The organism is Gillisella vitis (genome assembly GCF_001541345.2).
GTDB classification, from domain to species: Bacteria; Pseudomonadota; Alphaproteobacteria; order Rhizobiales; family Rhizobiaceae; genus Allorhizobium; species Allorhizobium vitis.
The window spans coordinates 765,215-790,963 of sequence record NZ_LMVL02000001.1 but is presented as its reverse complement, the minus strand read 5'-3'; the positions used below and the strand labels follow the sequence as shown (position 1 = coordinate 790,963).

At 58.3% G+C, this 25,749-nt stretch carries 16 protein-coding genes; 9 read left to right on the top strand and 7 right to left on the bottom strand.

Features of this window, described 5'->3' with window-relative positions; genetic code table 11:
- Positions 1-24: 24 nt before the first annotated feature.
- A complete protein-coding gene (locus tag ASB66_RS03340) occupies positions 25-3,093 on the top strand; it encodes an alpha-mannosidase (RefSeq protein ID WP_060717404.1) in 3,069 nt (1,022 codons plus the stop codon).
- Between the two features lie 29 nt (positions 3,094-3,122).
- Here ASB66_RS03340 and ASB66_RS03335 read toward each other — a convergent pair whose 3' ends face one another.
- Both ASB66_RS03335 and ASB66_RS03330 read right to left on the bottom strand, forming a co-directional pair.
- Entirely contained in the window at positions 3,123-4,064 is a 942-nt protein-coding gene (locus ASB66_RS03335; RefSeq protein WP_060717403.1) for a dihydrodipicolinate synthase family protein, read from the bottom strand.
- Positions 4,065-4,221: 157 nt separating this feature from the next.
- Entirely contained in the window at positions 4,222-4,935 is a 714-nt protein-coding gene (locus tag ASB66_RS03330) for a GntR family transcriptional regulator (RefSeq protein WP_060717594.1), read from the bottom strand.
- A gap of 320 nt (positions 4,936-5,255) precedes the next feature.
- On the opposite strand from ASB66_RS03330, the gene ASB66_RS03325 reads away from it, so the two are divergent.
- From ASB66_RS03325 to dusA, 4 genes are all read left to right on the top strand, one after another.
- Positions 5,256-6,041, top strand: a complete 786-nt coding sequence (locus ASB66_RS03325) for a ThuA domain-containing protein (protein WP_060717402.1) — start codon at positions 5,256-5,258, stop codon at positions 6,039-6,041.
- Entirely contained in the window at positions 6,038-7,138 is a 1,101-nt protein-coding gene (locus ASB66_RS03320) for a Gfo/Idh/MocA family protein (protein ID WP_060717401.1), read from the top strand. Before ASB66_RS03325 ends, ASB66_RS03320 begins: the two co-directional genes overlap by 4 nt.
- A 360-nt stretch (positions 7,139-7,498) precedes the next feature.
- The gene (locus tag ASB66_RS03315) at positions 7,499-7,762 is read left to right on the top strand and encodes a hypothetical protein (RefSeq protein ID WP_060717400.1); all 264 of its coding nucleotides are present in this window, start codon (positions 7,499-7,501) and stop codon (positions 7,760-7,762) included.
- Positions 7,746-8,771 carry a tRNA dihydrouridine(20/20a) synthase DusA gene (gene dusA, locus ASB66_RS03310; RefSeq protein ID WP_114386220.1) on the top strand — a complete coding sequence of 342 codons (1,026 nt, stop codon included), beginning with the start codon at positions 7,746-7,748 and terminating at the stop codon, positions 8,769-8,771. Before ASB66_RS03315 ends, dusA begins: the two co-directional genes overlap by 17 nt.
- 129 nt (positions 8,772-8,900) lie before the next feature.
- On the opposite strand, the gene ASB66_RS03305 is transcribed toward dusA, so the two are convergent.
- Both ASB66_RS03305 and malQ read right to left on the bottom strand, forming a co-directional pair.
- Positions 8,901-9,113: a cold-shock protein gene (locus ASB66_RS03305; RefSeq protein WP_012653910.1), complete on the bottom strand. Its 213-nt coding sequence runs from the start codon at positions 9,111-9,113 to the stop codon at positions 8,901-8,903.
- Positions 9,114-9,578: 465 nt separating this feature from the next.
- Entirely contained in the window at positions 9,579-11,381 is a 1,803-nt protein-coding gene (malQ, locus tag ASB66_RS03300; protein WP_234612835.1) for a 4-alpha-glucanotransferase, read from the bottom strand.
- 280 nt (positions 11,382-11,661) lie between these two features.
- Between malQ and ASB66_RS03295 the strand changes: the two genes are divergently transcribed.
- The 3 genes from ASB66_RS03295 to glgB are packed head-to-tail and all read left to right on the top strand — an operon-like array spanning position 11,662 to position 20,446.
- A complete protein-coding gene (locus ASB66_RS03295; RefSeq protein ID WP_060717398.1) occupies positions 11,662-14,925 on the top strand; it encodes a maltotransferase domain-containing protein in 3,264 nt (1,087 codons plus the stop codon).
- Between the two features lie 11 nt (positions 14,926-14,936).
- On the top strand, positions 14,937-18,242 hold the full coding sequence (treS, locus tag ASB66_RS03290; RefSeq protein WP_060717397.1) for a maltose alpha-D-glucosyltransferase: 3,306 nt from the start codon (positions 14,937-14,939) through the stop codon (positions 18,240-18,242).
- Entirely contained in the window at positions 18,239-20,446 is a 2,208-nt protein-coding gene (glgB, locus tag ASB66_RS03285) for a 1,4-alpha-glucan branching protein GlgB (protein WP_060717396.1), read from the top strand. Before treS ends, glgB begins: the two co-directional genes overlap by 4 nt.
- 89 nt (positions 20,447-20,535) lie before the next feature.
- Here the strand turns inward: glgB and ASB66_RS03280 are convergent, their stop codons facing one another.
- Positions 20,536-20,955, bottom strand: coding sequence for a MerR family transcriptional regulator (locus ASB66_RS03280; protein ID WP_060717395.1), 420 nt, complete (start codon positions 20,953-20,955; stop codon positions 20,536-20,538).
- 71 nt (positions 20,956-21,026) lie between these two features.
- Between ASB66_RS03280 and ASB66_RS03275 the strand changes: the two genes are divergently transcribed.
- Positions 21,027-23,312 carry a heavy metal translocating P-type ATPase gene (locus ASB66_RS03275; protein ID WP_114386218.1) on the top strand — a complete coding sequence of 762 codons (2,286 nt, stop codon included), beginning with the start codon at positions 21,027-21,029 and terminating at the stop codon, positions 23,310-23,312.
- A gap of 95 nt (positions 23,313-23,407) precedes the next feature.
- On the opposite strand, the gene ligM is transcribed toward ASB66_RS03275, so the two are convergent.
- Positions 23,408-24,826 (bottom strand): vanillate/3-O-methylgallate O-demethylase, encoded by a 1,419-nt coding sequence (gene ligM / locus ASB66_RS03270; RefSeq protein WP_060717393.1) that lies wholly within the window; start codon positions 24,824-24,826, stop codon positions 23,408-23,410.
- Between the two features lie 122 nt (positions 24,827-24,948).
- A complete protein-coding gene (locus ASB66_RS03265) occupies positions 24,949-25,707 on the bottom strand; it encodes a GntR family transcriptional regulator (RefSeq protein WP_081088975.1) in 759 nt (252 codons plus the stop codon).
- Positions 25,708-25,749: the final 42 nt, after the last annotated feature.

Below are 25,749 nucleotides of genomic sequence, written 5' to 3'. Positions count from 1 at the left end.
ACAACATCGGATACAGACGCCGCCATGAAAACCATACGAAAGCTCGATAGCCTGCTCGCCCGGTTGGCAGACCTTATCTTCCAGCCACTCGGCGTTTCGGTGCCACTAAGGTTTCGGGCGGCGCACTATGACGAGCGTGCAAGTGCGCTGAGCGAAAGCCGCGAACATTGGGTGGCGGTGACGCCGGACCATATCTGGGGTGAGCCGGATGGCTACTACTGGTTCGGCGGCGAAGCCACCCTGCCACAAGGCATGGACGGGCAGCGGATCGTTGGGCGCATCGAGGCCGCCTTTGGCAATGTCATGGGCCGCAGCGATCCACAATGCCTGGTACGGATTGATGGAACGATCACCCAAGGCGGGGATGCCAACCACCGCGAATTCCTGCTGACACCCTCTGCCCATGCTGGCCAGAGCTTCGACATCCTGATCGAAGCGGGGACCATTGAGGATCGACGGCAACTCGGCTTTGCCGTCAGCCTGCATCGCCATGATCTGGAGGTGGAAGACGCTTATTACGACATGCGCGTGCCGCTGGACGTGGCCCGCCTGCTGGCAGAAGACGATCCGCGCCGCCATTTCATATTGCGCACCCTGGACAGCGCCATCAACGCCGTTGATTTTCGAAAGGGCAATGAGAACAGGTTCAAGGCCTCGCTTGCCGAGGCACGAGCCATCACGGCGGCCATCTACAATGCCGCTGATTTCGAGGAAAAGCCGGTGGTGGTGGCAACCGGCCATACCCATATCGATGTGGCCTGGCTCTGGCGGGTGCGGGAAACCCGGCAGAAGATGGCGCGATCCATGGCGACTGCGCTTGCCCTGATGGAGGAATTTCCCGATTACCGCTTCATGTATAATCAATGCGTGCTGCTGGATTATCTGGCTGATGACTATCCGCAACTGTTCGAGCGCATCCGCACCCATGTGACGACCGGGCGATTTGAAATTGAAGGCGCGCTGTGGCTGGAGCCGGATGTCAACATTGCCGGTGGCGAGGCGCTAGTGCGCCATATCCTCTATGGCGTCGCCTATCATCGCAAAACCTTTGGCGTCGAGCCGCGCATGGTCTGGTTGCCGGACACATTCGGCTATTCGGCGGCGCTACCGCAATTGATGCGCAAATCCGGCCTCGACAGTTTCGTCACCCATAAACTGTCGTGGAACGACACCAACCGAATGCCTGACGACAAGCTGTTCTGGCAGGGCATCGACGGCAGCAAGGTGGTCGCCTATTTCCTGACGACGCAGCCCTATGATTCCAAGCTGATCAACACCACCTATTGCCCCAATCTGAAGCCGACCCATGTGATGGGTACCTGGAAACGCCACGGCCAGCAGCGGCTGGGCAAGGAACTGTTCCTGGTCTATGGCCATGGCGATGGCGGCGGCGGCCCAACCCGGGAAATGCTTCATAATATCCGCCGGATGGAACGCGGCATACCCGGTTGCCCGAAGGTGGAACACGGGCAGATGCGGCCCTTCTTTGAACGGCTGATCGCGGAGATGCAGGCCCATCCCGAAGACTATCCGACCTGGGTTGGCGAGCTTTACCTGGAGTTTCATCGCGGCACGCTGACCTCCGTCGCCAAGAACAAGCGCTTTAACCGCAAAGCCGAAATTGCGCTTCGGGAATTGGAGACGCTGGCGGTGATGGCGGAGCGGCAGGCTGGTCATGCCTATCCCACACAGCGATTGCGCGACCTGTGGGACATTATCATGCTCAACCAGTTCCACGATATCCTGCCGGGATCATCCATTGGCGCGGTCTATGAAGACAGTGATCAGGATTACGCCCGGCTATTTACCGAGGCTGAAAGCCTGCGCGCCGAACTCCTGGCGCTGTTGCCAACCCATGGCGGCGATGCCGTGTTGAATGTGACCGGTCGCCATCGCGCCGGTCTGGCGCAGACCCATGAACTTCATGCCTCGGGCCAGACCCTGGTTTTGGCGGATGGATCGAAAACCCACGCCGTCCGGCTGGAAAACGTGCCGCCGCTGTCCTTGTCCGCCGCCCTGCCCTGCGGCCCGACACCGCCCTGTGCTGTGGACGTAGAACCATTTCGGCTTACCAACCGCTTTCTGGATGTAGTTTTCGACCCCAAAGGTCGCATCCTGTCACTGCATGACAAGGTGCGAGACCGCCATGTCTTCAAGCCCGGCCAAACGGCCAATCGCCTCCAGGCCTTCCGGGACATGCCTGCGGAATATGACGCCTGGGATATCGATAGCGATTTCGAAGACCAGAGTTTCGAGATCGATGATCTCGTTAGCGCCGAGATTGTTGAAACCGGGCCTTTGCGCGCCGCAATCCGGTTCGAATGGCGCTACGAGACCTCGCGGATCGTTCAGGTCGTTTCGCTGGAAGCCGACAGCAGGAAGCTGGAATTCGATACAGTCATCGACTGGCACGAGCACAATACGCTGGTCAAAACCGGCTTCCCGATGGCGCTGAACACCGCGTCAATTGATGCGGAAATCCAGTTCGGTCATGTCCGCCGTGCCACGCACCGCAACACCTCCTGGGACCGCGCCCGGTTCGAATGCTCCATGCAACGCTGGATCGATATCAGCGAACCGGATTTCGGCATCGCCTTCCTCAACGATTGCAAATATGGCTATGACGCAAAGGGCAGCGATATTCGCCTGACCCTGTTGCGCTCACCGACCTATCCCTGGCCGGATGCCGATCAGGGCGAGCATCGCCTGCGCTACGCCTTGCTGCTGCATGATGGCGACAAGGCCGTGGTGCATGATGCCGCCGAGGATTTCAACATGCCGTTGCAGATCGTCGTGACTGGAAAAGCTAATGTTGTCTCAGGAGATCAAGCGCCGCCACTGCTGTCGATAGGAACAGATGGCATTACGCTGGAAGCGGTGAAGCAGGCAGAGGCAGGGGATGGCTATATCGTCCGCCTCTGGGAAACCACCGGAAGCCAGCGTCACGCGCGGATTAAACTCGGCAACGGGATCACCCATGCCGCCCTTGTCGATCTGCTTGAAGAAAATCCGGTGGCGGTAGACATCAACGAAGAAGGGCTGGATCTTGCCTTCCAGCCCTTCGAAATTCTGACGCTGAAGCTCTACAGATAGGTTGCTACTTCAAACTCTAAAACAAGCCCTCAACGCTGGCTGGGGTAGCGGGCTTCGTACCAGGACTTGAACAGCGCATACTGATTTTCCAGATGGGCGCGCTGCGAGGCACTCAAAGCGTCGGTCTCGTTGAAATGCAGCGTATATTCGGTCTCGCCGTTCAGGACCATCAGATATTTATAGTGCAGCACCAGGTCCGGGCCTTCGTCATAGGTCGAAAGCACCATCAGCGCCTCTTCCAATTCCTTGGCTTCGCGGCGGGCTCGCGGGTCGCCCGTGGCCGCCTCTTTGCAGAGGGCCATCAGGTGCAAAACCTCTTTTGGCAGCGCATTACCGATCCCAGTAATCGCACCAGCCGCGCCGCAATTGACAAAGCCATGATAGACGCCGGTATCGACGCCGACCATCAGGATCAGGCCGTCATCGCCGGAGGTGATGTTTTCGGCCGCATAGGTCATATCGCCCTTGCCACCGAATTCCTTGAAACCAATCAGATTGGAAAAGCGGGCACGCAGCTGGAAGAACAGGTCGGCGCGCGTCGCAAAGCCGTAATAGGGGCTGTTATAGATCACCGAGGGCAAATCCTTGCCCGCTTCCAAAACAGCGGAAAAATGGTCACGCTGGGCGGCAATCGAGGAGCCGCGCGACAGAACCCGCGGGATCACCATCAAGCCGCTGGCTCCAACTTTGGCCGCATGGGCCGCGTGGCTCACGGCTGAGCGGGTGTTGATCGCACCGGTTCCGACCACGGTCGGTACACCGGCTTCAACCAGCCGGCGCACACCTTCCTGGCGCTCTTCATCGGTGAGCAACGGCCAATCACCCATTGATCCACAATAGACCACGCCCGACATGCCGAGACCAACAAGCTCTTTGCCCTTGCGCACCAGCCCATCGAAATCAGGTGTCCGGTCCGCTTTGCAAGGCGTCATCAAAGCGGGAATGCATCCCTTGAAAACCAGTGGGCTCATCGAATTCTCCAAGATTGACCGCAGGCAAAAGGCGCGGTTCACAGTCGATGAAAGCCATCTACCACCTCTACAATCTCTTGTCGACAAATAAAATACAAGACGCTGAACCCGCAAAAACTCTCGACCTTAATAGGCACTCCCTAATAGGCACTTGGGCTCAAAGCTTGATATTTATGCTCTGGCGTCCGTCTGCGGTGATATAGGAGCGGATCTGGCGCACGATCTGGTCGGCATGGGCGGTGGCCAGTGCATCGGAGCGCTCTGCATCGCGCTCGATGATCGCCTGGATCATATCTTCATGCTCGGTGACATACTGCCTCGGCAGCACATCGTTGAAGGACGAATAATAGAGCCGGAGAATCCGGCGACCCTCATCCAGCAACCGCGTGAACAGATCCTCGTAGTAGCGATTTTTGCCCGCCTTCGCGATAGCGACGTGAAAATCCCGATTGCTGGCGATCATCGCAAGCACATCGCGCCTTTCGACCGCCTGCGCGAAAACCTCCTGGAACCGGCGGATCTGCTCGATATGGTCTGGCGTATGATTAAGCGCGGCAAGCCGTGTCGTCACCCGGTACATCAACGTCAGTGCATCGAAAAATTCCGAAAGGCCCAGAAAGTCGATGGAAGAGACGATTGTGGCACGATTGGTCAGCGTGGTGATCAGGCCTTCAGCGGCAAGCCGCACCAAGGCCTCGCGGATCGGCGTGCGCGACAGGGAAAAGCGGTCGGACAGTTGTTGCTCATCGACAGGGCTGCCGGGCGCCAGCGTCAGCTCAATGATCTCATTGCGCAAGGTCTCATAGACTGTCGAGACTCCATAGCCACGCCTGTGGGTTGGTTTTTCCGTTTCGACCGTTTTATTGTCCAAGAGCCTGTTCCCGATTGCTGATTCATTCCAATCTATCATTTTCGCCGAAAAAAGCCCGAATTGCATTTGTCCCACTTGATTAGACGACCTGGCATCCAACTTTCTGGAAGAATGGAACGTTTCATCGTCTCGAAATTGCCAAGCTTGGCACTAAGATGCGTCAATATATTCGGTGCCTTAACATCGATGAGTTGGGCATTGGACGAGGTGTCACAGGGGGAGACGGCATCAAGGGAAGCCGGTGACGGATAAACGGGGGCTTGCAGCCATCAGGCTGCGGATTTTTCACGGATGGAAATGTCAACCGATAGGAGAAGCGCGTGACGATCAAGACGGTTGTCTGGGGTGAGAATATTCATGAGCACCTCAATGAAGTGGTGGGAAATCTTTATCCGGAAGGCATGCATACAGCCATCGCCAAGGCTTTGAACCGGAACAGCGACATCGAGGCCACGACCGCAACCTTGCAGGAGCCCGAGCATGGCCTGAGCGCCGAGCGCCTGGAGCAGACCGATGTGTTGATCTGGTGGGGCCACAAGGATCACGGCAGCGTCCGCGACGAGATCGTCGAGCGGGTTGTCGCCCGCGTCCATGAAGGCATGGGCCTGATCGTCCTGCATTCCGGCCATTTTGCCAAGCCGTTCAAACGGCTGATGGGCACGCCTTGCGCCTTGAAATGGCGTGAGGCCGGCGAGCGCGAACGCGTCTGGACCGTCAATCCGGGCCATCCGATCGCGGCTGGCATACCCGAACAGTTCGTGCTGGAAAACGAGGAAATGTACGGCGAGTTCTTTTCCGTGCCGGAGCCACTGGAAACCGTGTTCATCTCCTGGTTTTCCGGCGGAGAGATTTTTCGCTCCGGTCTGACCTGGCGGCGCGGCGCTGGCAACATTTTCTACTTCCGTCCCGGCCACGAAACCTACCCGACCTACCATAACGAAACGATACAACAGGTGATCTGCAACGCTGTGAAATGGGCGTATAATCCACGCCCGGCGCTGAAATCCATTCATGATGCCCCGAATGTGCCGGTCGATCAGGCGCTCGAGCCGATAGAGGAACGGGGTCCGAAATTGCATAAGGCCGGGGAGGCCGGATATCGATGAACAAACCCGTCCGTATTCTCATTCTCGGCACCGGCGGCATGGCGAACCGTCATGCCATCGAGTTCGCCACCAATAGCGATGCGCAACTGGTCGGCGCTGTCGATGTCGATATCGCCAAGGTGCGTGGCTTTGCGCTGCGCCATGATATTGCCAATACATTCACTTCGCTGGACGACGCGCTTGCGTGGGGTGAGTTCGATGCCGTCGCCAATGTCACACCTGACCGGGTGCATTATCCGACAACACTTCAATTGATCGCGGCGGGCAAGCATGTGTTCTGCGAAAAGCCGCTGGCGGAAAGCTTTGAAAAAGCCGACGAGATGGCCCGCAAGGCCAATGCCGCCGGGTTGGTCAACATGGTCAACCTGACCTATCGCAATGTCGCGCCAGTGCAAAAGGCCCGGCAGATCGTCCAGGCCGGAGAAATCGGCAAGGTCCGCCACATCGAGGCCTCCTATCTGCAAAGTTGGCTGGTGTCCAAAGCCTGGGGTGACTGGGCGACCGAGGACCAATGGCTCTGGCGGCTATCCACCAAGCATGGCTCCAACGGCGTATTGGGCGATGTCGGCATTCATATTCTCGATTTTGCCGGCTACGGCGCGGCAACCGATGTCGAGCATATTTTCGCCCGGTTGAAGACATTCGAGAAAGCGCCAGGCAACCGGATTGGCGATTACGATCTCGATGCCAATGACAGTTTCACCATGACGGCGGAATTCAGCAATGGCGCCATCGGCGTCGTGCATGCCTCGCGCTGGGCGACCGGCCACCTCAACGAATTGCGCCTGCGCATGCATGGCGACAAGGGCGCATTGGAGGTGACACACACGCCGACCGGCAATACATTGCGGGCCTGCATGGGCGACGATGTGGAAAAGGGCATCTGGACGGAACTGGATGCAGGCACCGTTGCCACCAATTACCAACGCTTCGTCACTGCGGTTCAGGAGGGAAAGACCCGGGAACCCGACTTCCGCCACGCCGCGGACCTGCAAAAAGTGCTGGATCTGGCCATGGTGACCGAGTTGGAGCGGCGCGAGCATTCCGTTCGCCGTCCCGATGCTGCACCGTCGCTGGCTGCGGTATCATCGGGTTGAACAGCGTGACGGCCTTGCTTTTGTGACGACGTCACACCTGTCATCACGTCCAGCCTGCTGAGTAAGGCTGGACGGAATTAAAATTGGCTCTTATACGAAAGATCATTGAATGATCTTTCGTATTCCGTTTGCGAATATCTGAAGGCAAGGATCTGGTCCCCATCTTCAATGCCTTCGTGTTACAAACTGCCATGTTAACGAGAGATGCCCGTAAATAAATGAATTTCTGCGTTTACCAAGATACTGGAGCGGAGATACAGGGCTATATTGTCCCTGACGGCTTTTCCACGAAACCCAGCATTCGCGTCCGGCTGAACGGCGAGGACAGGGAAACCGAGATCTTGCCGTGCGTTTACGTGGATGGCGCTCGCGCTCAAGGCGCTCGATTCTCTGTCGCAGTTTACTGTTTTCGATCCCGGACAGGACGACACCAGTTACCCCAAGCTGATTGCGGCAACGCTGGGCGTGCCGGAGAATGTGGTGCAGATGAAGCCGCCCGTGGATACCATCCATCAACTGGCAGACGTGCTGAGAAAAATCAGCCGCGTTCAGCATCTTCTGGAAGTCGATCAACTGCTTTACCACTTCATCCAGAGAGCGTGTAACGATGCAACAGCCGCTTGAGCAGATGAACCCTGACTATCGCTCCCATAAAATCTTCGCTGTCGCCCCGATGATTGACTGGACGGATACCTTCTGCCGGCGGTTTCACCGTTTGCTGACCCGCCATGCGCTGCTCTATACGGAAATGATCGTCGCCGATGCCATTCTGCATGGCAAGCGGGATCGTCTGCTGGCTTTTGACGCCAGTGAGCACCCGCTGGCACTGCAACTTGGTGGCTCCGATCCGCATAAGCTGGCGGAAGCCGTGCGGATAGCCAATGACTGGGGCTATGACGAAATCAACCTGAATGTTGGCTGTCCATCGGACAGGGTCCAGGCCGGAACCTTCGGTGCCTGTCTGATGCGTGAACCGCAAACCGTCGAGGCCTGCATCCAGGCGATGAAAGCGGTTTCCACTGTTCCCGTCACCGTCAAATGCCGGATCGGCGTCGACGACCAGGAACCGGGTGACATTCTGCCGGATTTCATCAAACGGATGATCGGCGCTGGTGCGGATGCCCTATGGATTCATGCACGCAAGGCCTGGCTACAGGGCCTCAGCCCCAAGGAAAACCGTGACATTCCGCCGCTGGATTATTCGCTGGTTCACCTGATGAAACAGGAGAACCCGGATCTATTTCTTGGGATTAATGGCGGTATTACCGATCTGGATCAGGCCAGCGCGCATTTGCAGGTGATGGATGGCGTTATGGTTGGCCGGGCCGCCTATAACAATGCCACGATGCTGACCGAAGTCGACGCACGCATTTATGGCGCACCCGTTCAGGCTCAAAACATGGACGCCGTTCGCGATACGATGATGGACTATGCCGCCCGTCACATCGCCGAAGGCGGACGTCTTGTGCATCTAACACGCCATATGGTCGGGCTGTTTCAGGGTTATGCCGGGGCTCGGCGCTTTCGCCAGATCCTTTCGGCAGACGCCCCCAAACCGGGGGCTGGCCCTGATGTCATCGCGGCAGCCTTTGCTGCGGTGGATATCGATGCCGGTCCTGTGCGGGCCGCCTGAAGTCTCATCTCAGATTTTTTGCGCGCTCATTCATTGAAGGAATGAAAACCAGACGCAGTAAACGCAAAACGGCGCTCCTTACGGAACGCCGTTCAAAATCATCCGCCGTGAAGGACGGAGGCGAAACAATCACGCAGCGCGGATGTTTACAGCCTTCGGGCCCTTGCCCATGCGGTCAGCTTCGGTGTCGAAGGTGACTTCCTGGCCATCACGAAGCGTCTGGATGCCAGCAGCCTGGAGAGCGGAAATATGAACGAAAACGTCCTTCGCGCCGCCTTCCGGGGTGATGAAGCCGAAGCCCTTGTCCTGATTGAAGAATTTTACGGTGCCCTTGATGGCCATGGGAGAAGTCCTTATCCCTTGAGTTTTTAGTTTCGCCACGCCCGGCGGCGGCCGGACGAAGCATGCATCGTCCCTTCGCGAAGAGACAGGTCGGTAAGTCGCGATAACGGGGAAAAGACGTCTACCAGCGGAGGTTAAGCCCCCAGAGCCGCACAACCCAGAAGATTAGGCGCGGAGATACAATCAGTCCAGTCTCCGGGATCATAAATACCCGAACGCGGAATTATCTACAGGAAAGCGGCCAAAGCGGCAAGCATTTATGCGTTTTTTCTGCTTAAATACGCTCGGGAATAGCGGTTTCCATCGGGTCATAATTGGGCTCGATAGCTCAGCCCCTCAATATCTAGGGGCATTCATTCACAATCAGATCCAGGCTCATTCCTCCATGTTTCCGAAGGCAGTCGGTGTCGTTGGTTGAGTCTGCCTTTTCGAGAAAAACGGCGACCCGTTTTGCCTTACCCACCTCTAGCTCCCCTCCCTCGTTTTGGGTCTTTCCTCCCGGACGGCGTCGACGATCCGATTGAAAAGGGCGCACCTGGTGAGATCCTCGCAGGCGACCGAGAGTTTCGGTTGCCAGTTCGGATAGCTGCTGCTGGTTCCCGGAATATTGGTCGGGTTTTCCTCGTCAGTGAGATCGGCAAGCCGGATAGAGACCAGCATGGAGGTTGTTTTCGCCATAAACCGATGGGCGGCCACCGCACGCTCATGGATATCCGGCTGTTCGACGCCATGTTCTTGCAATGCGATTCCGGCCGATTTGAAGGCCAGCAGCAGGTCAGCACGTTCCTTAATGCGGTCGGCCTGCTCTTGGCGTCTTGATGCTTCCGGTACCATTCCATGTGCCGCGCGGGCTTCGATATCGGCACCGCGCCACCATCCGGCCAGCGTCTGGTGGTCGTGGGTCGAGACGCAGGCAAGCGCCATGGCCGGATATTTATCCGGCGCGATAAAGCCGCGATTGTCTCTTTCATAAGACAGGATGCGATAGGACAGGAGATTGGCATCCGCCATCTGCTGGCGTAACCCTGACGGCACCAGACCGAGATCTTCACCAATGACCAGGCATCGATTGCGCACGGAGGCTTCGGCAATCACGCCCTGGATCTCGCGGGCGGGATAATCGACATAGGCCCCCTCCTCCGGCCCCCTATCGGCTGGCACCAGGAACAGCCTTTGAATGGCGGCGGCATGATCGATACGCACTGCACCCGCATAGCGCATCGCCACATCAATCATCTGACGATAGGGCGACCGGCGAGAAAAGGCGATCAAGGCCGGCTGCAAGGCGGCAAGCCGCCAATCCTGGCCATTCACCGCCCAGGGATCGGGCGGGCTGCCAATGCTGGCGCCGCGCAGATAGATCTCCGGTTCGCTCCAGGTCGCCGAGCCATCCAACGCTTCGCCAACCGCGAGATCGAGGTAAAGGCCGATCCTCAGTCCTGCTTTGTACGCTTGGGCCGCAACCGTCTCAAGCTGTCGGTGCGCGACCCATTGAAGCCACACATGAAAGGCGATCTCCTCGGCATTCTCTATACGGAAGGCACGAACGGTGGGATGATCGATATCCTGATACTCCGCAGGCCAGGACATCCAGCCCGCTCCATGACCACTTTCGCTCATGAACCGGGATAAAGCCTCAAACAGAGCATGATTTTGCAGACCATCACCGCTTTCATCGCAGAAACGTCTGAAATCGGCTCTGTCCTGATCGTCATTTCGCTCCAACTGTCTTGAACCGTCCCAGATCCGCCGCAGAACCTCAAGCTTCACACCAGCGACCGCTTTGTAATCGACGAGTTTAGATCGCCGTAACGCATCGAGCGTCTCTCTACCGCTCATGCCTGGGTGATAACCCGGCACCAGATCGACAGCGATATAAAGCGGGTTGAGAAAGCGGCGGTTGGATGGCTCATAAGGACTGCACCGGGCAGGGTCCGCCAGAAAAGGCGCGTGTAGCGGGTTAAGCCCGATAAAATCGGCCCCGTGATCGGCGGCAAGCATCACCATGCTCTGCAAATCGGCAAAATCGCCGATCCCCCAATTGCGCACTGATCGCAGTTCATACAGTTGCAGACTGATGCCCCAGACGCGATCCTGTACAAGATAGTCGGGCAGATAGCAGCAACCAGGCTCACCCGCTTCCACATTGAGAGCAGCCAATAGCCGGTGTTTTGTCGCGTCTGAGATCGGAACTTCCGCCTGTTCTATTCCCGGTCTGGCGAGGTTGATCCCATGTCTCTTGGCAAGTCTGTTGATCATTGACGTCATGATTGGGTCCATCCTGAGCGATCGACGCCATCTGCGGCAGAAGCCGTGCCGCAGATGGCGTTGCGATGTGTGCAGCCTCACCACCAACCCATCCTCAGGGTAACGGTTCCATCCACCAGCAACGATTGTCAGTGCCGGAGCAGCAAAACGTTTCAACCAACGCCTGCAAAGGACTCCCCCCCGCCCTTCGCCTGCATTCTCAACGGCATATGTTTTATTGAATGGAACCACCTGCCGCGTGAGGTGTTTGGCCTTGGTAAACAAATTATGCGGGTGGACGATGACGCAATCACATTCTGCCGAACAACAAGACACCGCCCGGGGAGACACTGTCCGGCAATCGTTTTTATCCAGCGCACCGAAGATTTATTATGTGCATCCGCTACTGCTGAAAGGCATAGCGGATTGGAACACTCTGTTTGAGCATGTCCGAGGACTCGGCTTCGATACAATACTCAGTGCGCCGCCATTTTCGCGTGCATCGGGTGCGAGCCTATTCATATCCAAATCCTTCGACACTTTCGATCCCGCCTTGGACCTCCCAGGCAGCGGCGATGACCGCCTGCGGGAGTTGACCGAGGCCGCCAGGGCGCATGGCCTGGACTTTATGCTGGATCTGGTGATTGACCGGATTGCGACGGAAACGCCGCCTGGACAGATTGCCGATCCAAGGATTTCTCCCTTTCATTCCGGTAGCCGCCCTGTCGATTTTACCAATAACGATGAAGCAACTCATCTGCTGGGTGAATGGCGCGCGCGCATTGCGCGGTTTACTGCTGCTGGCGTGGCCGGTTTCCGCTGTATCGGCATTGATTCCGCGCCTTCGTCCTTCTGGCGAGACCTGATCTCCGTCGGCCCATCGGCCCGCTTCTTCGCCTGGACACCCGGCACGAGTTTCGAGGCGCGGCGCGCCTTGCAAGGCACAGGTTTTACGGGCTGTTTCTCATCCTTTGCCTGGTGGAATCTGGACGAGCCATGGTTTGCTGAGGAATACGCGCTGCAACGCGCCCTCGGCATCCAGATCGCTTTTCCCGAAGCCCCTTTTGCCCGGCGGATTGCCCATGGCACGGAAAGCCGTGAGATCATCGAGCGAAAGGCGATCCGCGCCTTGCATCTTGCCGCCGCCTTCGGTCCTTTGATGGTGCCGATGGGGTTCGAATTCGGGGTTAGCACACCGCTCGACCCCATGCATGGCGATGGCCAGGGTATCAGGGGCCTGAAAGACCAGGGCAGTTTCGATCTGTCCGCCAGCATTCGCGCCCTCAATGATCAAGCCGGACAACGGCTGGTTTTTCTCGGAAAACCCTTGCGGATCGTCGCCAAAGCGGGTTCTCCAGCCTGCGCTCTGGTCCAATCCGACCGGGAAGACCTTCGGTCGTCGCAGCGCATTCGGATCGTCACCTTCAATCGGGATCTGCGCACATCAGCGACCCTGCCGCTCCATGCGCTGCACGAGCTCGCCTCCGGCTTTCTGCCACTGACGCTCGACCAGGGACAAGCGCCGTCCGCGATCTTGGAGACAGGAAAAATCGGCCCGGGCGGGCTCTGCCTGCTCTCTGGCCAGCGGGCCGATGCCATCGTGTTCGAGCCTGAAACGACGGCAGGCGATGCCGCCGCCGCACCGCGTCTGGCGATTGAAAATATCCAGCCTTCCGTGGATGAAGGACGTTTCCCCATCAAGCGCATTGTCGGCGACCGGATCACGGTCGAGGCCGATATTTTTGGGGATGGTCATGATCCGCTGTCTGCCGCCGTGCTCTGGCGGCCCTGCGATAGGGATGACTGGACCGAAGTCCGCATGGAACTGATCGAAAACGACCGGTGGCGGGGTGAATTTTCGTTGTCACGGCTCGGACGGCATGAATTTGTCGTCGAGGCTTGGCGCAATCCATTTGCTATTTTTCACTACGAGCTTTCCAAGAAGCATGAGGCAAGGCTAGATCTGAAGCTGGAATTGCAGGAGGGCATCGCCCTTGTGCGAAAGGCTTTGGCAAGGGCCGATGGCCAACTGGCTTCAGAACTCGAACAACTAATCGCTCGCCTTGAACAGAACCCGGAACCGCAACGGGCCGATCTGTTGCTGCATGCCGATACGTTTGCACTGATGGACCGCGCCGATGCCAGACCTTTCCGGTTGCGCTCGCAGCCGCTTCCTGTCGATGCTGAACGGCTGGAGGCGGGTTTTGCCAGCTGGTACCAGCTTTTCCCCCGCTCACAAAGCGGCGACCCGGATCGTCACGGCACATTCGCCGATGTCATCAAGCGCTTGCCGGCCATTCGTGCCATGGGTTTCGACGTGGTCTATTTCCCGCCGATCCATCCCATCGGCACGACCAACCGCAAGGGCCGCAACAATAGCCTGAAGGCAGGGCCGAACGATCCCGGCAGCCCCTATGCCATCGGCTCCCCCGATGGCGGCCATGACGCCATTCATCCACAGCTCGGCACATTCGAGGATTTCAGAACTCTAGTCGCTGCGGCCCGCGATGAGGGGTTGGAGATCGCGCTTGATCTCGCCATCCAGGCCTCACCCGATCACCCATGGCTGACCCAGCATCCCGGCTGGTTCGACTGGCGCCCTGATGGCACGATCCGTTATGCGGAAAATCCACCGAAGAAATACGAGGATATCGTCAACGTCGATTTCTACGCCAATGACGCTGTTCCCGCGCTTTGGCAGGCCTTGCGCGACATTGTCGATATGTGGGTCGGCGAAGGCGTCAAACTGTTTCGCGTCGATAATCCGCACACCAAGCCGTTTCCGTTCTGGGAGTGGCTGATCGGCGATATCCGCGCCCGCCACCCGGAAGTGGTCTTCCTCTCGGAAGCCTTTACCAAGCCAAAGGTAATGTACAGGCTGGCCAAGATCGGCTTTTCGCAATCCTATACCTATTTTACCTGGCGCAATCTGCGCTGGGAGCTTGAGCAATATATGCTCGAACTCACGACGCAAGCGCCGAAGGAATTCTTCAGGCCGCATTTCTTCGTCAACACCCATGATATCAACCCGGATTTTCTGCAAAACGCGCCGCGCTCGGCCTATCTGATCCGGGCTGGTCTGGCTGCGACGCTTTCCGGGCTTTGGGGCGTCTATAACGGCTTTGAACTGTGCGAAGGCCGCCCGGATGCCAAGCGCAAGGAATATGCCGACAGCGAAAAATACGAGATTACCGCCTGGGACTGGGACCGGCCCGGCAATATCATTGCCGAGATTACCATGCTGAACCGCATTCGTAGCGAAAACGCGGCGCTTCATTCCCATCTCGGCCTGACGCTGCTGCCCTCTTCCAACGACCAGGTGATGTTTTTCGAAAAGGCCAGTCCGGGCCGCGAAAACGTTCTGCTCGTGGCAGTCAGCCTCGACACGCACAATGACCAGACCAGCACAGTCGAGCTGCCTTTGTGGCGCTGGGGCCTGCCTGATAGCGGCAGTCTCGCGCTTGAGGATCTGGTGACACTGAGAAAATTCACGTGGACAGGCAAATGGCAGACGGCCGGTTTTAACCCGCATGTCCTGCCGTTCAGCATTTACCGCGTCAGGTGAGGAGATTTCCGATGGAACAGCAACAGCAGCAGGCCGAGACGGATCCGCTTTGGTATAAGGATGCAATTATCTATCAATTGCACATCAAGTCCTTTTACGATGGCAATGGCGATGGGATCGGCGACTTCAAGGGCTTGACGGAAAAGCTCGACCATATCGCCTCGCTTGGCATTACCGCCATCTGGATACTGCCGTTCTTTCCCTCGCCGCGGCGCGATGACGGCTACGACATCGCCGATTACGGCAATGTCAGCCCGGACTATGGCACGATGGACGATTTCCGCGCCTTTGTGGACGCCGCCCATGCCCGCGACATGCGCGTCATCATCGAATTGGTGATCAACCATACGTCCGACCAGCATCCGTGGTTTGAGCGAGCCCGGAATGCGCCCGCCGGTTCGCCGGAACGGGATTTCTATGTCTGGTCGGAGACCGACCAGAAGTTTCCGGAAACCCGGATCATCTTTCTCGACACCGAAAAATCCAACTGGACCTGGGACCCGGTGGCTGGCGCCTATTACTGGCACCGTTTCTATTCCCACCAGCCGGATCTGAATTTCGACAATCCGGCTGTGCTGGACGAGTTGATCACGGTCATGCGGTTCTGGCTCGATACCGGCATTGATGCCTTCCGGCTCGACGCCATTCCCTATCTGGTTGAGCGCGAAGGCACCAACAACGAAAACCTGCCGGAAACCCATGCGATCCTGAAGAAGATCCGGGCGGCAATGGACGAAGGCCATCCGGGGAAGATGCTGCTGGCCGAGGCCAATCAATGGCCTGAAGATACCCAGGAATATTTCGGCGAGGGCGACGAATGCCATATGGCCTTCCACTTCCCGCTGATGCCGCGCATGTATATGGCGATTGCCAAGGAAGATCGCTTTCCGATCACCGATATCATGCGCCAGACACCTGAGATCCCCGATAATTGCCAATGGGCGATTTTCTTGCGCAATCACGACGAACTGACACTGGAAATGGTCACCGACGCCGAGCGGGATTATCTGTGGAACACCTATGCCGCTGACCGCCGGGCGCGAATCAACCTCGGCATTCGCCGCCGGTTGGCGCCGCTGATGGAACGCGACCGCCGCCGCATCGAGCTGATGAACGCGCTGCTTCTGTCGATGCGCGGCACGCCGGTGATCTATTACGGCGACGAGATCGGCATGGGCGACAATATCTATCTCGGCGACCGCGACGGGGTGCGCACGCCGATGCAATGGTCGCCTGATCGCAATGGTGGCTTTTCCCGTGCCGACCCGGCCCGTCTGGTGCTGCCACCGCTGATGGACCCTCTCTATGGCTATGAGGCGGTCAATGTCGAGGCCCAGTCGGCTGACGCCCATTCGCTGCTGAACTGGAGCCGCCATATGCTGGCGCTTCGGCGCAAATTTACCGCGTTCGGACGCGGTACCTTGCGGTTCCTGTCGCCAGCCAACCGCAAGATCATCGCCTATCTGCGCGAATATGAGGGCGAAGTGCTGCTGTGCGTCGCCAATCTGTCGCGCCTGCCGCAGGCGGTCGAGCTGGATCTGGCCGAATTCGAAAAGCGCATTCCCATCGAACTGACCGGCATGTCTGCCTTTCCCCCCATCGGCCAGCTGACTTATCTGCTGACCCTGCCACCCTATGGTTTCTTCTGGTTCAAGCTGTCAGGCGAGACGGACGCGGATGGGCCAACCTGGCGCACCGAGCCGCCGGAGCAATTGCCGGATTTCGTCACCATCGTCATGCGGCGCGAGCTTGCCCAATTGCTGGACGAGCCTAATATCCAAGACACGATTTCGCGAGAAATCCTGCCTTCCTATCTTGCCAAGCGCCGTTGGTTTGCCTCCAAGGGCGAAAGGGTGAAACGCGCCTCGCTGATTTCGACCATTCCGATGCCCTTCGGTAATGACCTGCTGCTGGGCGAGTTGGAAACCGAACTGGAAGATCGTGTTGAACGGTATTTTCTACCGTTCGCCATCGCCTGGGACGATGAAAATCCCCATGCGCTTGCCCAGCAACTGGCCTTTGCAAGAGTGCGCAAAGGACGGCGGGTTGGCTTCCTGACGGATGGCTTTGCCATGCAAAGCATGGCACGGGGCGTCATTAAGGCGTTGTGCGAACGCTCCAGCATTTCCAGCAAGAGCAGTGGCTCCATCGATTTCATCGGCACCGAGCAACTCGACAGCATGGATCTGTCCGAGGACATGCAGGTCAAGTGGCTCTCGGCTGAACAATCCAACAGCTCGTTGATCATTGGCGACATGGCGATGATCAAGCTCATCCGTCACATCCATCAGGGCATCCACCCGGAAGTGGAAATGACCCGCCACCTGACGCGGCTTGCCTATGCCAACACGGCTCCGCTGCTGGGAGAGGTCGTCAGGGTTTCACCTGATGACGAGCGCTCAACATTGATCATCATTCAGGGCGCCATCCGCAATCAAGGCGATGCCTGGACCTGGATGCTCGACACCCTCAGGCAGACGCTCGAACAAAGCATGGTTGCCGGTCAGGATGACGATGTCGAGCAAGAGCGGTTCAACCCGCTGTTCAATCAAGCAGCCGTCATTGGCAAACGGCTTGGCGAATTGCATGTGGCGCTGGCCAGGCCGACAGACGACCCGGCTTTTGCGCCGGTCGCAATGAATGATGAGGATGCGTCCGTTTGGGCGCGCTCAGTGATGGCTCGTGTTGCCGACTGCCTGGACAGAGTGTCTGAGATCGATCATGGCAGCGACAGTGATGGTCTCGACAGTGAATCCATCCGGGTTAGCACCATGCTGGCGGACCGCCGGGAGCAGATCTTGAGCGCGGTTAGTACGCTGGCCAGTGGTGCCAAGGACACGCTGATGATCCGCAACCACGGCGATTTCCATCTGGGCCAGATCCTGGTTGCCGAAGACGATGTCTATATCATCGATTTCGAAGGTGAACCGGCCCGCCCGCTCGCCGAACGGCGGGCAAAGACCAATCCGCTACGCGACGTGGCCGGACTGATCCGGTCGCTGAGCTATCTCTCTGCTTCCGCCGATACGGGCCGCGAGATCGTCGTCCAGGGCGACAGTGCAGCACGAGCCGTGCTGATCGAGGCGTTTCGCAGGAAGGCCGAGACGCGTTTCCTCGACAGCTATTTCACGGCAGTGGACGGAGAACCATCACTGGCCATGGCCCCCGAACAACGCCGTGGAATCCTCGACCTGTTCCTGCTGGAAAAGGCCGCTTATGAAATCGGCTATGAAGCCAGCAACCGGCCAAGCTGGATCGCCATTCCACTTGCTGGTTTTGCCGATATTGCTGAACGGCTGACGGAGACTTCCCTATGACGATTGCCACGAGCGACTTGCTATCCGGCGTCGATGCCCAGGCGGTTCAAGCCCTGATCGACGGCAGGCACGGCGATCCCTTTTCCATTCTGGGACCGCATCGGGCAGATGGGGAAACAGTGGTCCGGGCGATTTTTCCGGGTGCACTCGGCGTGGAATTGCTCGATAGAAACAGCAACGCCCCGGTGGGTCGGCTGAACCTGGTGCATCCGGGTGGCTTGTTTGCGGGAGAGCTTCGCTCCTCTTCGCGATACCGGTTTCAGATTGAATGGCCTGATGCGGTGCAAATTGCCGAAGATCCCTATGCCTTCGGCCTGCTGCTGGGCGATATGGACCTGCATCTGATCGCCGAGGCCACTCATTACGATCTCGCCCGCACGCTGGGGGCCAACCCGAGAGAGATGGATGGGGTGGCAGGGGTGGGCTTCGCCGTCTGGGCGCCAACCGCACAGCGCGTCTCGGTGGTTGGCGATTTCAATTCCTGGGATGGGCGACGCAACCCGATGCGCCTGCGCCAAGCCGGTGGAATCTGGGAATTGTTCATTCCGGGCCTCAGCCCCGGCGAGCGCTACAAATATGAATTGATCGATGCGCAAGGCAATGTGCTGCCGCAAAAGGCCGATCCTGTCGCCAAGGCCAGTGAAGCAGCACCGGGAACGGCCTCCATCGTCGCGTCAAACACGCCTTTTGCCTGGACGGACCAGGCCTGGATGACACGGCAGAACGCCGATGCCGCCGCTCGTGAGCCGATCTCGATCTATGAAGTGCATCTCGGCTCGTGGCTGAGGATCGCCGAAGATGGCAATCGCTGGCTCGACTGGGTGGAGCTGAGCCAGAGGCTGGTACCCTACGTCAAATCGATGAATTTCACCCATATTGAACTATTGCCGATCACCGAACATCCATTTGGCGGCTCCTGGGGTTATCAGCCGCTCGGCCTGTTTTCGCCCACCGGGCGCTATGGCACGCCTGAGGATTTGGCCTATTTCATCGACCGCTGCCACGCCAGCGGTGTCGGCGTCCTTCTCGATTGGGTGCCAGCCCATTTTCCAACTGATGTCTGGGGCCTGGCGCGCTTCGATGGTAGCGCGCTGTATGAACACGAAGATCCGCGCGAGGGCTTTCATCGGGATTGGAACACGCTGATCTACAATCTCGGCCGCAAGGAGGTGAAGGGCTTTCTGATCGCCAGCGCTTTTGAGTGGCTGGAGCATTTCCATATCGACGGGCTGCGGGTCGATGCCGTCGCCTCGATGCTCTACCGCGACTATAGCCGCAATGACGGCGAATGGATTCCCAACCAATTCGGCGGACGGGAGAACCTCGAATCCGTCGAATTCTTCAAGCATTTGAACAGCGTCGTTCACAGCCGCTGCCCGCATGCGCTGATGATTGCCGAGGAATCAACCGCCTGGCCGGGCGTGACCAAATCCCCGGAAGACGGCGGCCTGGGCTTCGATTTCAAATGGAACATGGGCTGGATGCATGACAGCCTATCCTACATCGAAGAAGATCCGGTCTATCGCAAATATCATCACGGCACGATGACCTTCAGCATGGTCTATCAATATTCCGAGCGGTTCGTGCTGCCGCTTTCCCATGATGAAGTCGTGCATGGCAAAGGCTCGTTGCTGGGTAAAATGCCCGGTGACCACTGGCAGAAACTTGCCAATCTCAGGGCATACTATGGTTTCATGTGGGCGCATCCTGGCAAAAAACTGGTATTCATGGGCTGCGAGATCGGCCAGGACATCGAGTGGAATCACGATCAATCGATCTCCTGGGATTTGATGGACCGACCGGGTCATGCTGGTATCCAGACTCTGGTCGCCAAGCTGAACGGACTGTATCAGCAGGAAAAGGCCCTGCAATTCAGCGATCTCGACCCTGCCGGTTTTGAATGGGCGATTGCCGACGATGCCGAAAACTCCGTCATCGCCATGCTGCGCTATGATGAAAACCATGAGAGCTGCATTCTGGCGATCTCGAATTTCACCCCGATGTTGCGTCATGATTATCGCGTCGGCGTACCAAGGCAGGGGCACTGGTTGGAAATCCTCAACAGCGATGCCAGTGAATTTGGAGGATCGGGGCAAGGCAAGGGTGACGTTTCAGCCGAGCAGATCCCGGCGCATGGCAGGGAGTTTTCGATAAACCTCGCCTTGCCACCTCTCGCCACACTCTATCTGAAATGGGTGGCCTAGAGCATCGGACCGAAAAGTGGGAACCGGTTTTCGGATAAATCCGATGCGCAAACAAAAACTGAGAGCATCGGACCGGTGCTCTCATGATATCAATGCTGGTCGTGGCGGCATTGGTCGTGATCGGCAAGAACCTCAATCACTCGGCATTCGGCAATCGTGCCATGCGAACAGCCGGTAATCATCCGCTCAAGCTCGGTTTTCAACGCCTTGAGCCGGTCGATCCGCTCCTCGACATCGGCAAGCCGTCGCCGTGCAATCGAATCAGCCGGTGAGCAGGACTGACCGGGCTTATCCTGAAGATCGAGCAGGGTGCGAATGGCATCGACCTCGAAGCCAAGCTCACGCGCATGGCGGATAAAGGTCAGCCGCTGCAAATGGGCAGCGCTGTAAAGCCTGCGGTTTCCATCGGTACGCGGCGGCTGCGGCACAAGGCCGACCTGTTCGTAATACCGGATCGTCGCGACCTTGACGCCACTGATCCGCGCCGCCTCGCCAATTGCAATATTCATCGATTTAGCCCTTGCTCCTCTAGTCACTAGAGAATGTAGGATCGGTTCGACACAATGACAAGGACGAACCGATGGCAACCGAACAGACCACCCGCTTCCGCGTCGAGGGCATGGATTGCGCCTCCTGCGCGGCAAAGATCGACACCGCAGCACGCCGTGTGGCCGGTATTACCGATGTCCGGGTGTCGGTGACAGCACAGACCATGGCGGTTGTCCACGACGGCAATGCAGATCTGGTCACGCTTGCCGATAAGGTGACCGGTCTTGGCTACAAGACCACCCGCCTCGCCGCGTCCGTTCCACAACACGATCAGCAGCACGACCATGCACATGGCCCGACCTGCACGGGCCATCATGATGGCGAGGCGCATCATCATCACGATGAGCATAATCATGAGACGCATAACCATGAGGGGCACGACCACGCCGCTCATAGCGACGGTCTGCACAGCCATCAGCATGATGACGGACCCACGACAGGCCCTTGGTGGCGCACGCAAAAAGCCCGGCTGGTCGCAACGAGCGGCGCTGCACTCGTTCTTGCCATGCTCATCGGCCATGTCGTCCCCTCCCTCTCCTTCTGGGCGTTTCTGGCGGCAATCGCCATCGGTATTGTGCCGATTGCCCGCCGTGCGGTGATGGCCGCGCTGGCCGGGACGCCGTTCTCCATCGAAATGCTGATGACCATCGCCTCCATCGGCGCCATCATCATCGGCGCGACCGAGGAAGCAGCCACGGTCGTCTTCCTGTTTCTGGTCGGTGAACTGCTCGAAGGCTTTGCGGCTGGGCGGGCGCGGGCCAGTATTCAAGGCCTGACCAAGCTGGTTCCCGATACGGCGCGGATCGAGCGGAATGGCCGCATTGAAGACGTGGCTGCCGCCAGCCTGACACTCGGCACCATCGTCATCGTGCGGCCCGGCGACCGGGTTCCTGCCGATGGCGAGATTATCGATGGTACCAGCGCGATCAATGAAGCCCCTGTCACCGGAGAGAGCCTGCCGAAAACCAAGGGTGCCGGGGAAGGCGTTTTTGCCGGAACGGTGAATGGCGAAGGAACACTCCGGGTCAAGGTGACGGCCACCGCTGCCGACAACACCATTGCTCGCGTTGTCCGTCTGGTCGAGGAAGCCCAGGAAAGCAAAGCACCGACCGAGCGCTTTATCGACCGCTTTTCGCGCTATTATACACCCGCTGTAACGCTATTGGCCGCGCTGGTGGCAATCCTGCCGCCGCTGTTGTGGGATGGGGACTGGAGCCTGTGGCTCTACAAAGGCCTGGCAATCCTACTGATCGGCTGCCCTTGCGCGCTGGTGATCTCGACACCCGCCGCCATTGCCGCCGGTCTTTCCGCCGGTGCGCGTCGCGGCCTGCTGATGAAGGGCGGCGCGGTTCTCGAAAATGTCGGGCGGATCACCGCCATCGCGCTCGACAAGACGGGAACGCTGACAGAGGGTAAGCCGAAAGTGACTGATATCATCGCGTTTGGCGGCGCAGTCGAAGAGACGGTGCTGGCCGATGCTGCTGCCCTTGAAATGGGGTCGAGCCATCCGCTGGCCCGGGCGATTATCGAGGCCGCCACCGACCGCACCATTTCCGTACCAACGGCAACCGAGACCGGCGCTATGGCTGGCAAGGGCGTGCGCGGCACGGTGGGCGGCATCAGCCTCTTCCTCGGATCGGCCAGTGCCGCCGCCGAACTGGCCCCGGTTTCCGCCGAGATCGTCACCCGGATCGAAAAACTGAGTGCGGAAGGGAAATCCGTCTCCCTGCTGGTGAAGAACGGGTCAGTCACGGGGCTGATCGCACTGCGCGACGAACCGCGCCCGGATGCCCGCCAGGGGTTGGACGCGCTGAAGGCTGCCGGTATTCGCCCTGTCATGCTGACCGGCGACAATGCCGCCACGGCCCGGGCCATCGCCACGCTGCTCGACATCGAGCCGCGTGCCGATCTGCTGCCGCAGGACAAACAGGCCATCGTGCGCGACATGCAGGCGAAAGGCGAACGGGTCGCCAAGGTCGGAGATGGCATCAACGACGCCCCGGCTCTCGCCGCCGCCGATATCGGCATCGCCATGGGCGGCGGAACGGATGTGGCATTGGAAACCGCCGATGCGGCTATTCTGCATGGAAGGGTCATGGACCTAGCCGACATGGTCATGCTGTCGCGGCAGGTGATGGGAAACATCCGCCAGAACATCACCATTGCCATCGGGCTGAAAGCCGTGTTCCTGGTGACAACGATCATCGGCATTACCGGTCTCTGGCCGGCAATCCTCGCAGACACTGGTGCCACCGTTCTCGTCACCGCAAACGCCATGCGCCTGTTGCGCTGGCGCGGTAGCGCGAAGGCCGCCTGACTGAAAACAACAAATATCGGTCTGCTAGATCAATGCCCCAACAGGTCAATAATCTGTCGGGGCATTGATGTAATCAACTGGTGATATCAGGCAGATCATTTTCTCTTGGTGCGCCAGCTTTCGGCATAGGTCTCGCGGGCCTGGCGCGCGTAAGGTGTCGGAGAGATCCGCACGCGTATTTTCGCCTGCTTGTGGGGGCGCTCGGTGGAGGTCTTGCCGCTGCCGCCATCCGGCTCACCCCAGATCAGCGTCAGCACGTCGCCTTCCTTGACATTGGCATCGACAATGCCGAGCGACAGGATGCAGCGCTCATTGTAGGAATAACCGCCAAACATTGACAGGCCCACCGTCTTGCCCTCGTCGTTGACGATCATGTCGGCGCTGGTTGAGGCGTAGTTCAGCACGGGGAAATCGATCCACTTGTAGCTGTCTTCACCCGGACGGAAAGCAGAGGCGATCACCTCGACCACATCCTCGGCATTCCATTCAAAGGTAACTTTCTTACGATTGGTCTGGCCCTTGAATTTTTCAAGCGCTGCCTTGCCGATGAAATCGTCCTTCTTCCAGCCGATGTAGAAATCATAGCCAAGCTCGAACGGATTGACGTAATAATCCTCGATATTGCTGGAAACGAAGCTACCGCCAATCGGACCATTGGCTTCATAGCTGTCGGCACCCAGCCACTGGCGATAGTCAGCGAGCATGCCATCGCCGGTATAGATGCCGGGAAGCGGCGAGGGAATCCATCCGCTCTCCAGCGTGTTCGTGGAATAGGCGCGGCTGCCGCAGCGCACCAGATCGACATTGGCATCCTTTGCCGCTTCGAGAATGCAGGACAGGATGTAATTCTTGTCCTCGTAAGGCCCCCAGATTTCCAGACCCGGCGCGCCGGACATCCCATGGCGAAGCGCTTGCACCTTTTTGGAGCCGACATTAATCCAATCGACATGGAAAAACTTGATCTCCGGAACTGGCCCGCCATTGATCTTCTCGAAGATCTTCGGAGCTTCCGGCCCCTGGATCTGGTAGCGATAATGGGTGCGCAACACGCGCTCGCCTTCCGGGCGAGACGGTGAACGCGGATCGTGCTTGAGGCGGACGTTCCATTTGCCATAGGCGGCGCAGAACATCAGCCAGTTCGATGTCGGGGCGCGGCCCACAAGAATGAACTTGTCCTGCCGTTCGCGGAAGATGATGTGATCGCCGATCACATGGCCGTTCGGCGTCACCGGAACGAAGTGCTTGGCGCGGTTGAGATCGAAATTCGCAAACGAGTTGATGCCGTGATGGCTGAGAAATTTCTCCGCATCCGGTCCTTCGACGATCAATTCGTCCATGTGGTGGGATTGATCGAACAGCACGGCGGAATTGCGCCAAGCCACTTGTTCGGAGCGCCAATTGCTGAATTCAGGCGTCACAACCGGGTATACATACATTCCGACCGGCGAATTGCGCAGCCGTCCGACAATGTCGGGATTATCCTGCAAAATATCGTGGAGACTGCTCGCTGCCATCGTTTCCTCCCAAGGCGGTGTTCAGTGTGTATACATTGATGCCAGCCCTTGAGCAGAATGCAAGCCCGTTTCTGAAGCTTTTTTGTGGCCATGAACAAGGCCACAGAAATCATGGAGAAAATTCAACGATGGATCAGCCCCATGCCGGGAATCTTGTTGATCAGCTCCGGGTCCTCCTTGAAAATATAGTCGAGGTTTCGCCGCGCCGTTCTGGCATGTTCACGCGCCATGGCTTCAGCGCGGGCCCCTTCGCGTGCAGCAATTGCCTCCACTAGGGCGCGATGCTGCTCCTGCGCTGAGCGCAGGGATCGGCGAAACGCCGCAATATCCAACCTGTTGGGCAGGAAGGCGGAAGGCGAGGCAAAAGGCAAAGCACTTGCCCGTTCGACCTCGCGGCGCATCACTTCGCTTCCGCAAAGGGCTGCCAGTTGGCGATGGAATATCTCATTGAGATCCGCATAGGCATCAAATTCCACGTCATCGACATAGGGACCAAAGCATTGATCCAGTTTGTATATTGTCCCCCATATCTCAGAAAGTGCCTCCGCGTTGGCCCCACGCTCTGCGGCCAGCCTTGCCGCTGTCCCCTCGAGAACACCGCGCAATTCAATTGCATCGATAACATCATCATAGCCAAACCGGCGCACTGTGAACCCGCCACTCGGCAAGCGATCAAGCAGACCTTCCTCAGCCAGCCGTGACAAGGCCTCGCGCACCGGCGTGCGGGAAATGTCGAGTTCCGCCGCCAGCGACACCTCGAACAACCGCGTTCCGCCAGCGAGATGTCCGCTGATGATTTTCTCGCGCAATTCGATCACAGCGCGGCGGCCATGGGTGGCGGCGTCCCCCTGCTTTGCCGAGGCCTTATTGTCCTTCTGCATGCCGATAAAGCCCCTCCCCAATCGCATCACCTGCCCTGTCCC

What these genes read in the sequence shown, in the direction of transcription:
- treS (WP_060717397.1), top strand. Translation starts at nt 14,937, where the DNA reads ATGGAACAGCAACAGCAGCAGGCCGAGACGGATCCGCTTTGGTATAAG.
- ASB66_RS03320 (WP_060717401.1), top strand. Translation starts at nt 6,038, where the DNA reads ATGAACAAACCCGTCCGTATTCTCATTCTCGGCACCGGCGGCATGGCG.
- ASB66_RS03335 (WP_060717403.1), bottom strand. Translation starts at nt 4,064, where the DNA reads ATGAGCCCACTGGTTTTCAAGGGATGCATTCCCGCTTTGATGACGCCT.
- ASB66_RS03275 (WP_114386218.1), top strand. Translation starts at nt 21,027, where the DNA reads ATGGCAACCGAACAGACCACCCGCTTCCGCGTCGAGGGCATGGATTGC.
- ASB66_RS03340 (WP_060717404.1), top strand. Translation starts at nt 25, where the DNA reads ATGAAAACCATACGAAAGCTCGATAGCCTGCTCGCCCGGTTGGCAGAC.
- ASB66_RS03265 (WP_081088975.1), bottom strand. Translation starts at nt 25,707, where the DNA reads ATGCAGAAGGACAATAAGGCCTCGGCAAAGCAGGGGGACGCCGCCACC.
- dusA (WP_114386220.1), top strand. Translation starts at nt 7,746, where the DNA reads ATGCAACAGCCGCTTGAGCAGATGAACCCTGACTATCGCTCCCATAAA.
- ASB66_RS03315 (WP_060717400.1), top strand. Translation starts at nt 7,499, where the DNA reads ATGGCGCTCGCGCTCAAGGCGCTCGATTCTCTGTCGCAGTTTACTGTT.
- malQ (WP_234612835.1), bottom strand. Translation starts at nt 11,381, where the DNA reads ATGACGTCAATGATCAACAGACTTGCCAAGAGACATGGGATCAACCTC.
- ASB66_RS03295 (WP_060717398.1), top strand. Translation starts at nt 11,662, where the DNA reads ATGACGCAATCACATTCTGCCGAACAACAAGACACCGCCCGGGGAGAC.
- ASB66_RS03280 (WP_060717395.1), bottom strand. Translation starts at nt 20,955, where the DNA reads ATGAATATTGCAATTGGCGAGGCGGCGCGGATCAGTGGCGTCAAGGTC.
- ligM (WP_060717393.1), bottom strand. Translation starts at nt 24,826, where the DNA reads ATGGCAGCGAGCAGTCTCCACGATATTTTGCAGGATAATCCCGACATT.
- ASB66_RS03305 (WP_012653910.1), bottom strand. Translation starts at nt 9,113, where the DNA reads ATGGCCATCAAGGGCACCGTAAAATTCTTCAATCAGGACAAGGGCTTC.
- glgB (WP_060717396.1), top strand. Translation starts at nt 18,239, where the DNA reads ATGACGATTGCCACGAGCGACTTGCTATCCGGCGTCGATGCCCAGGCG.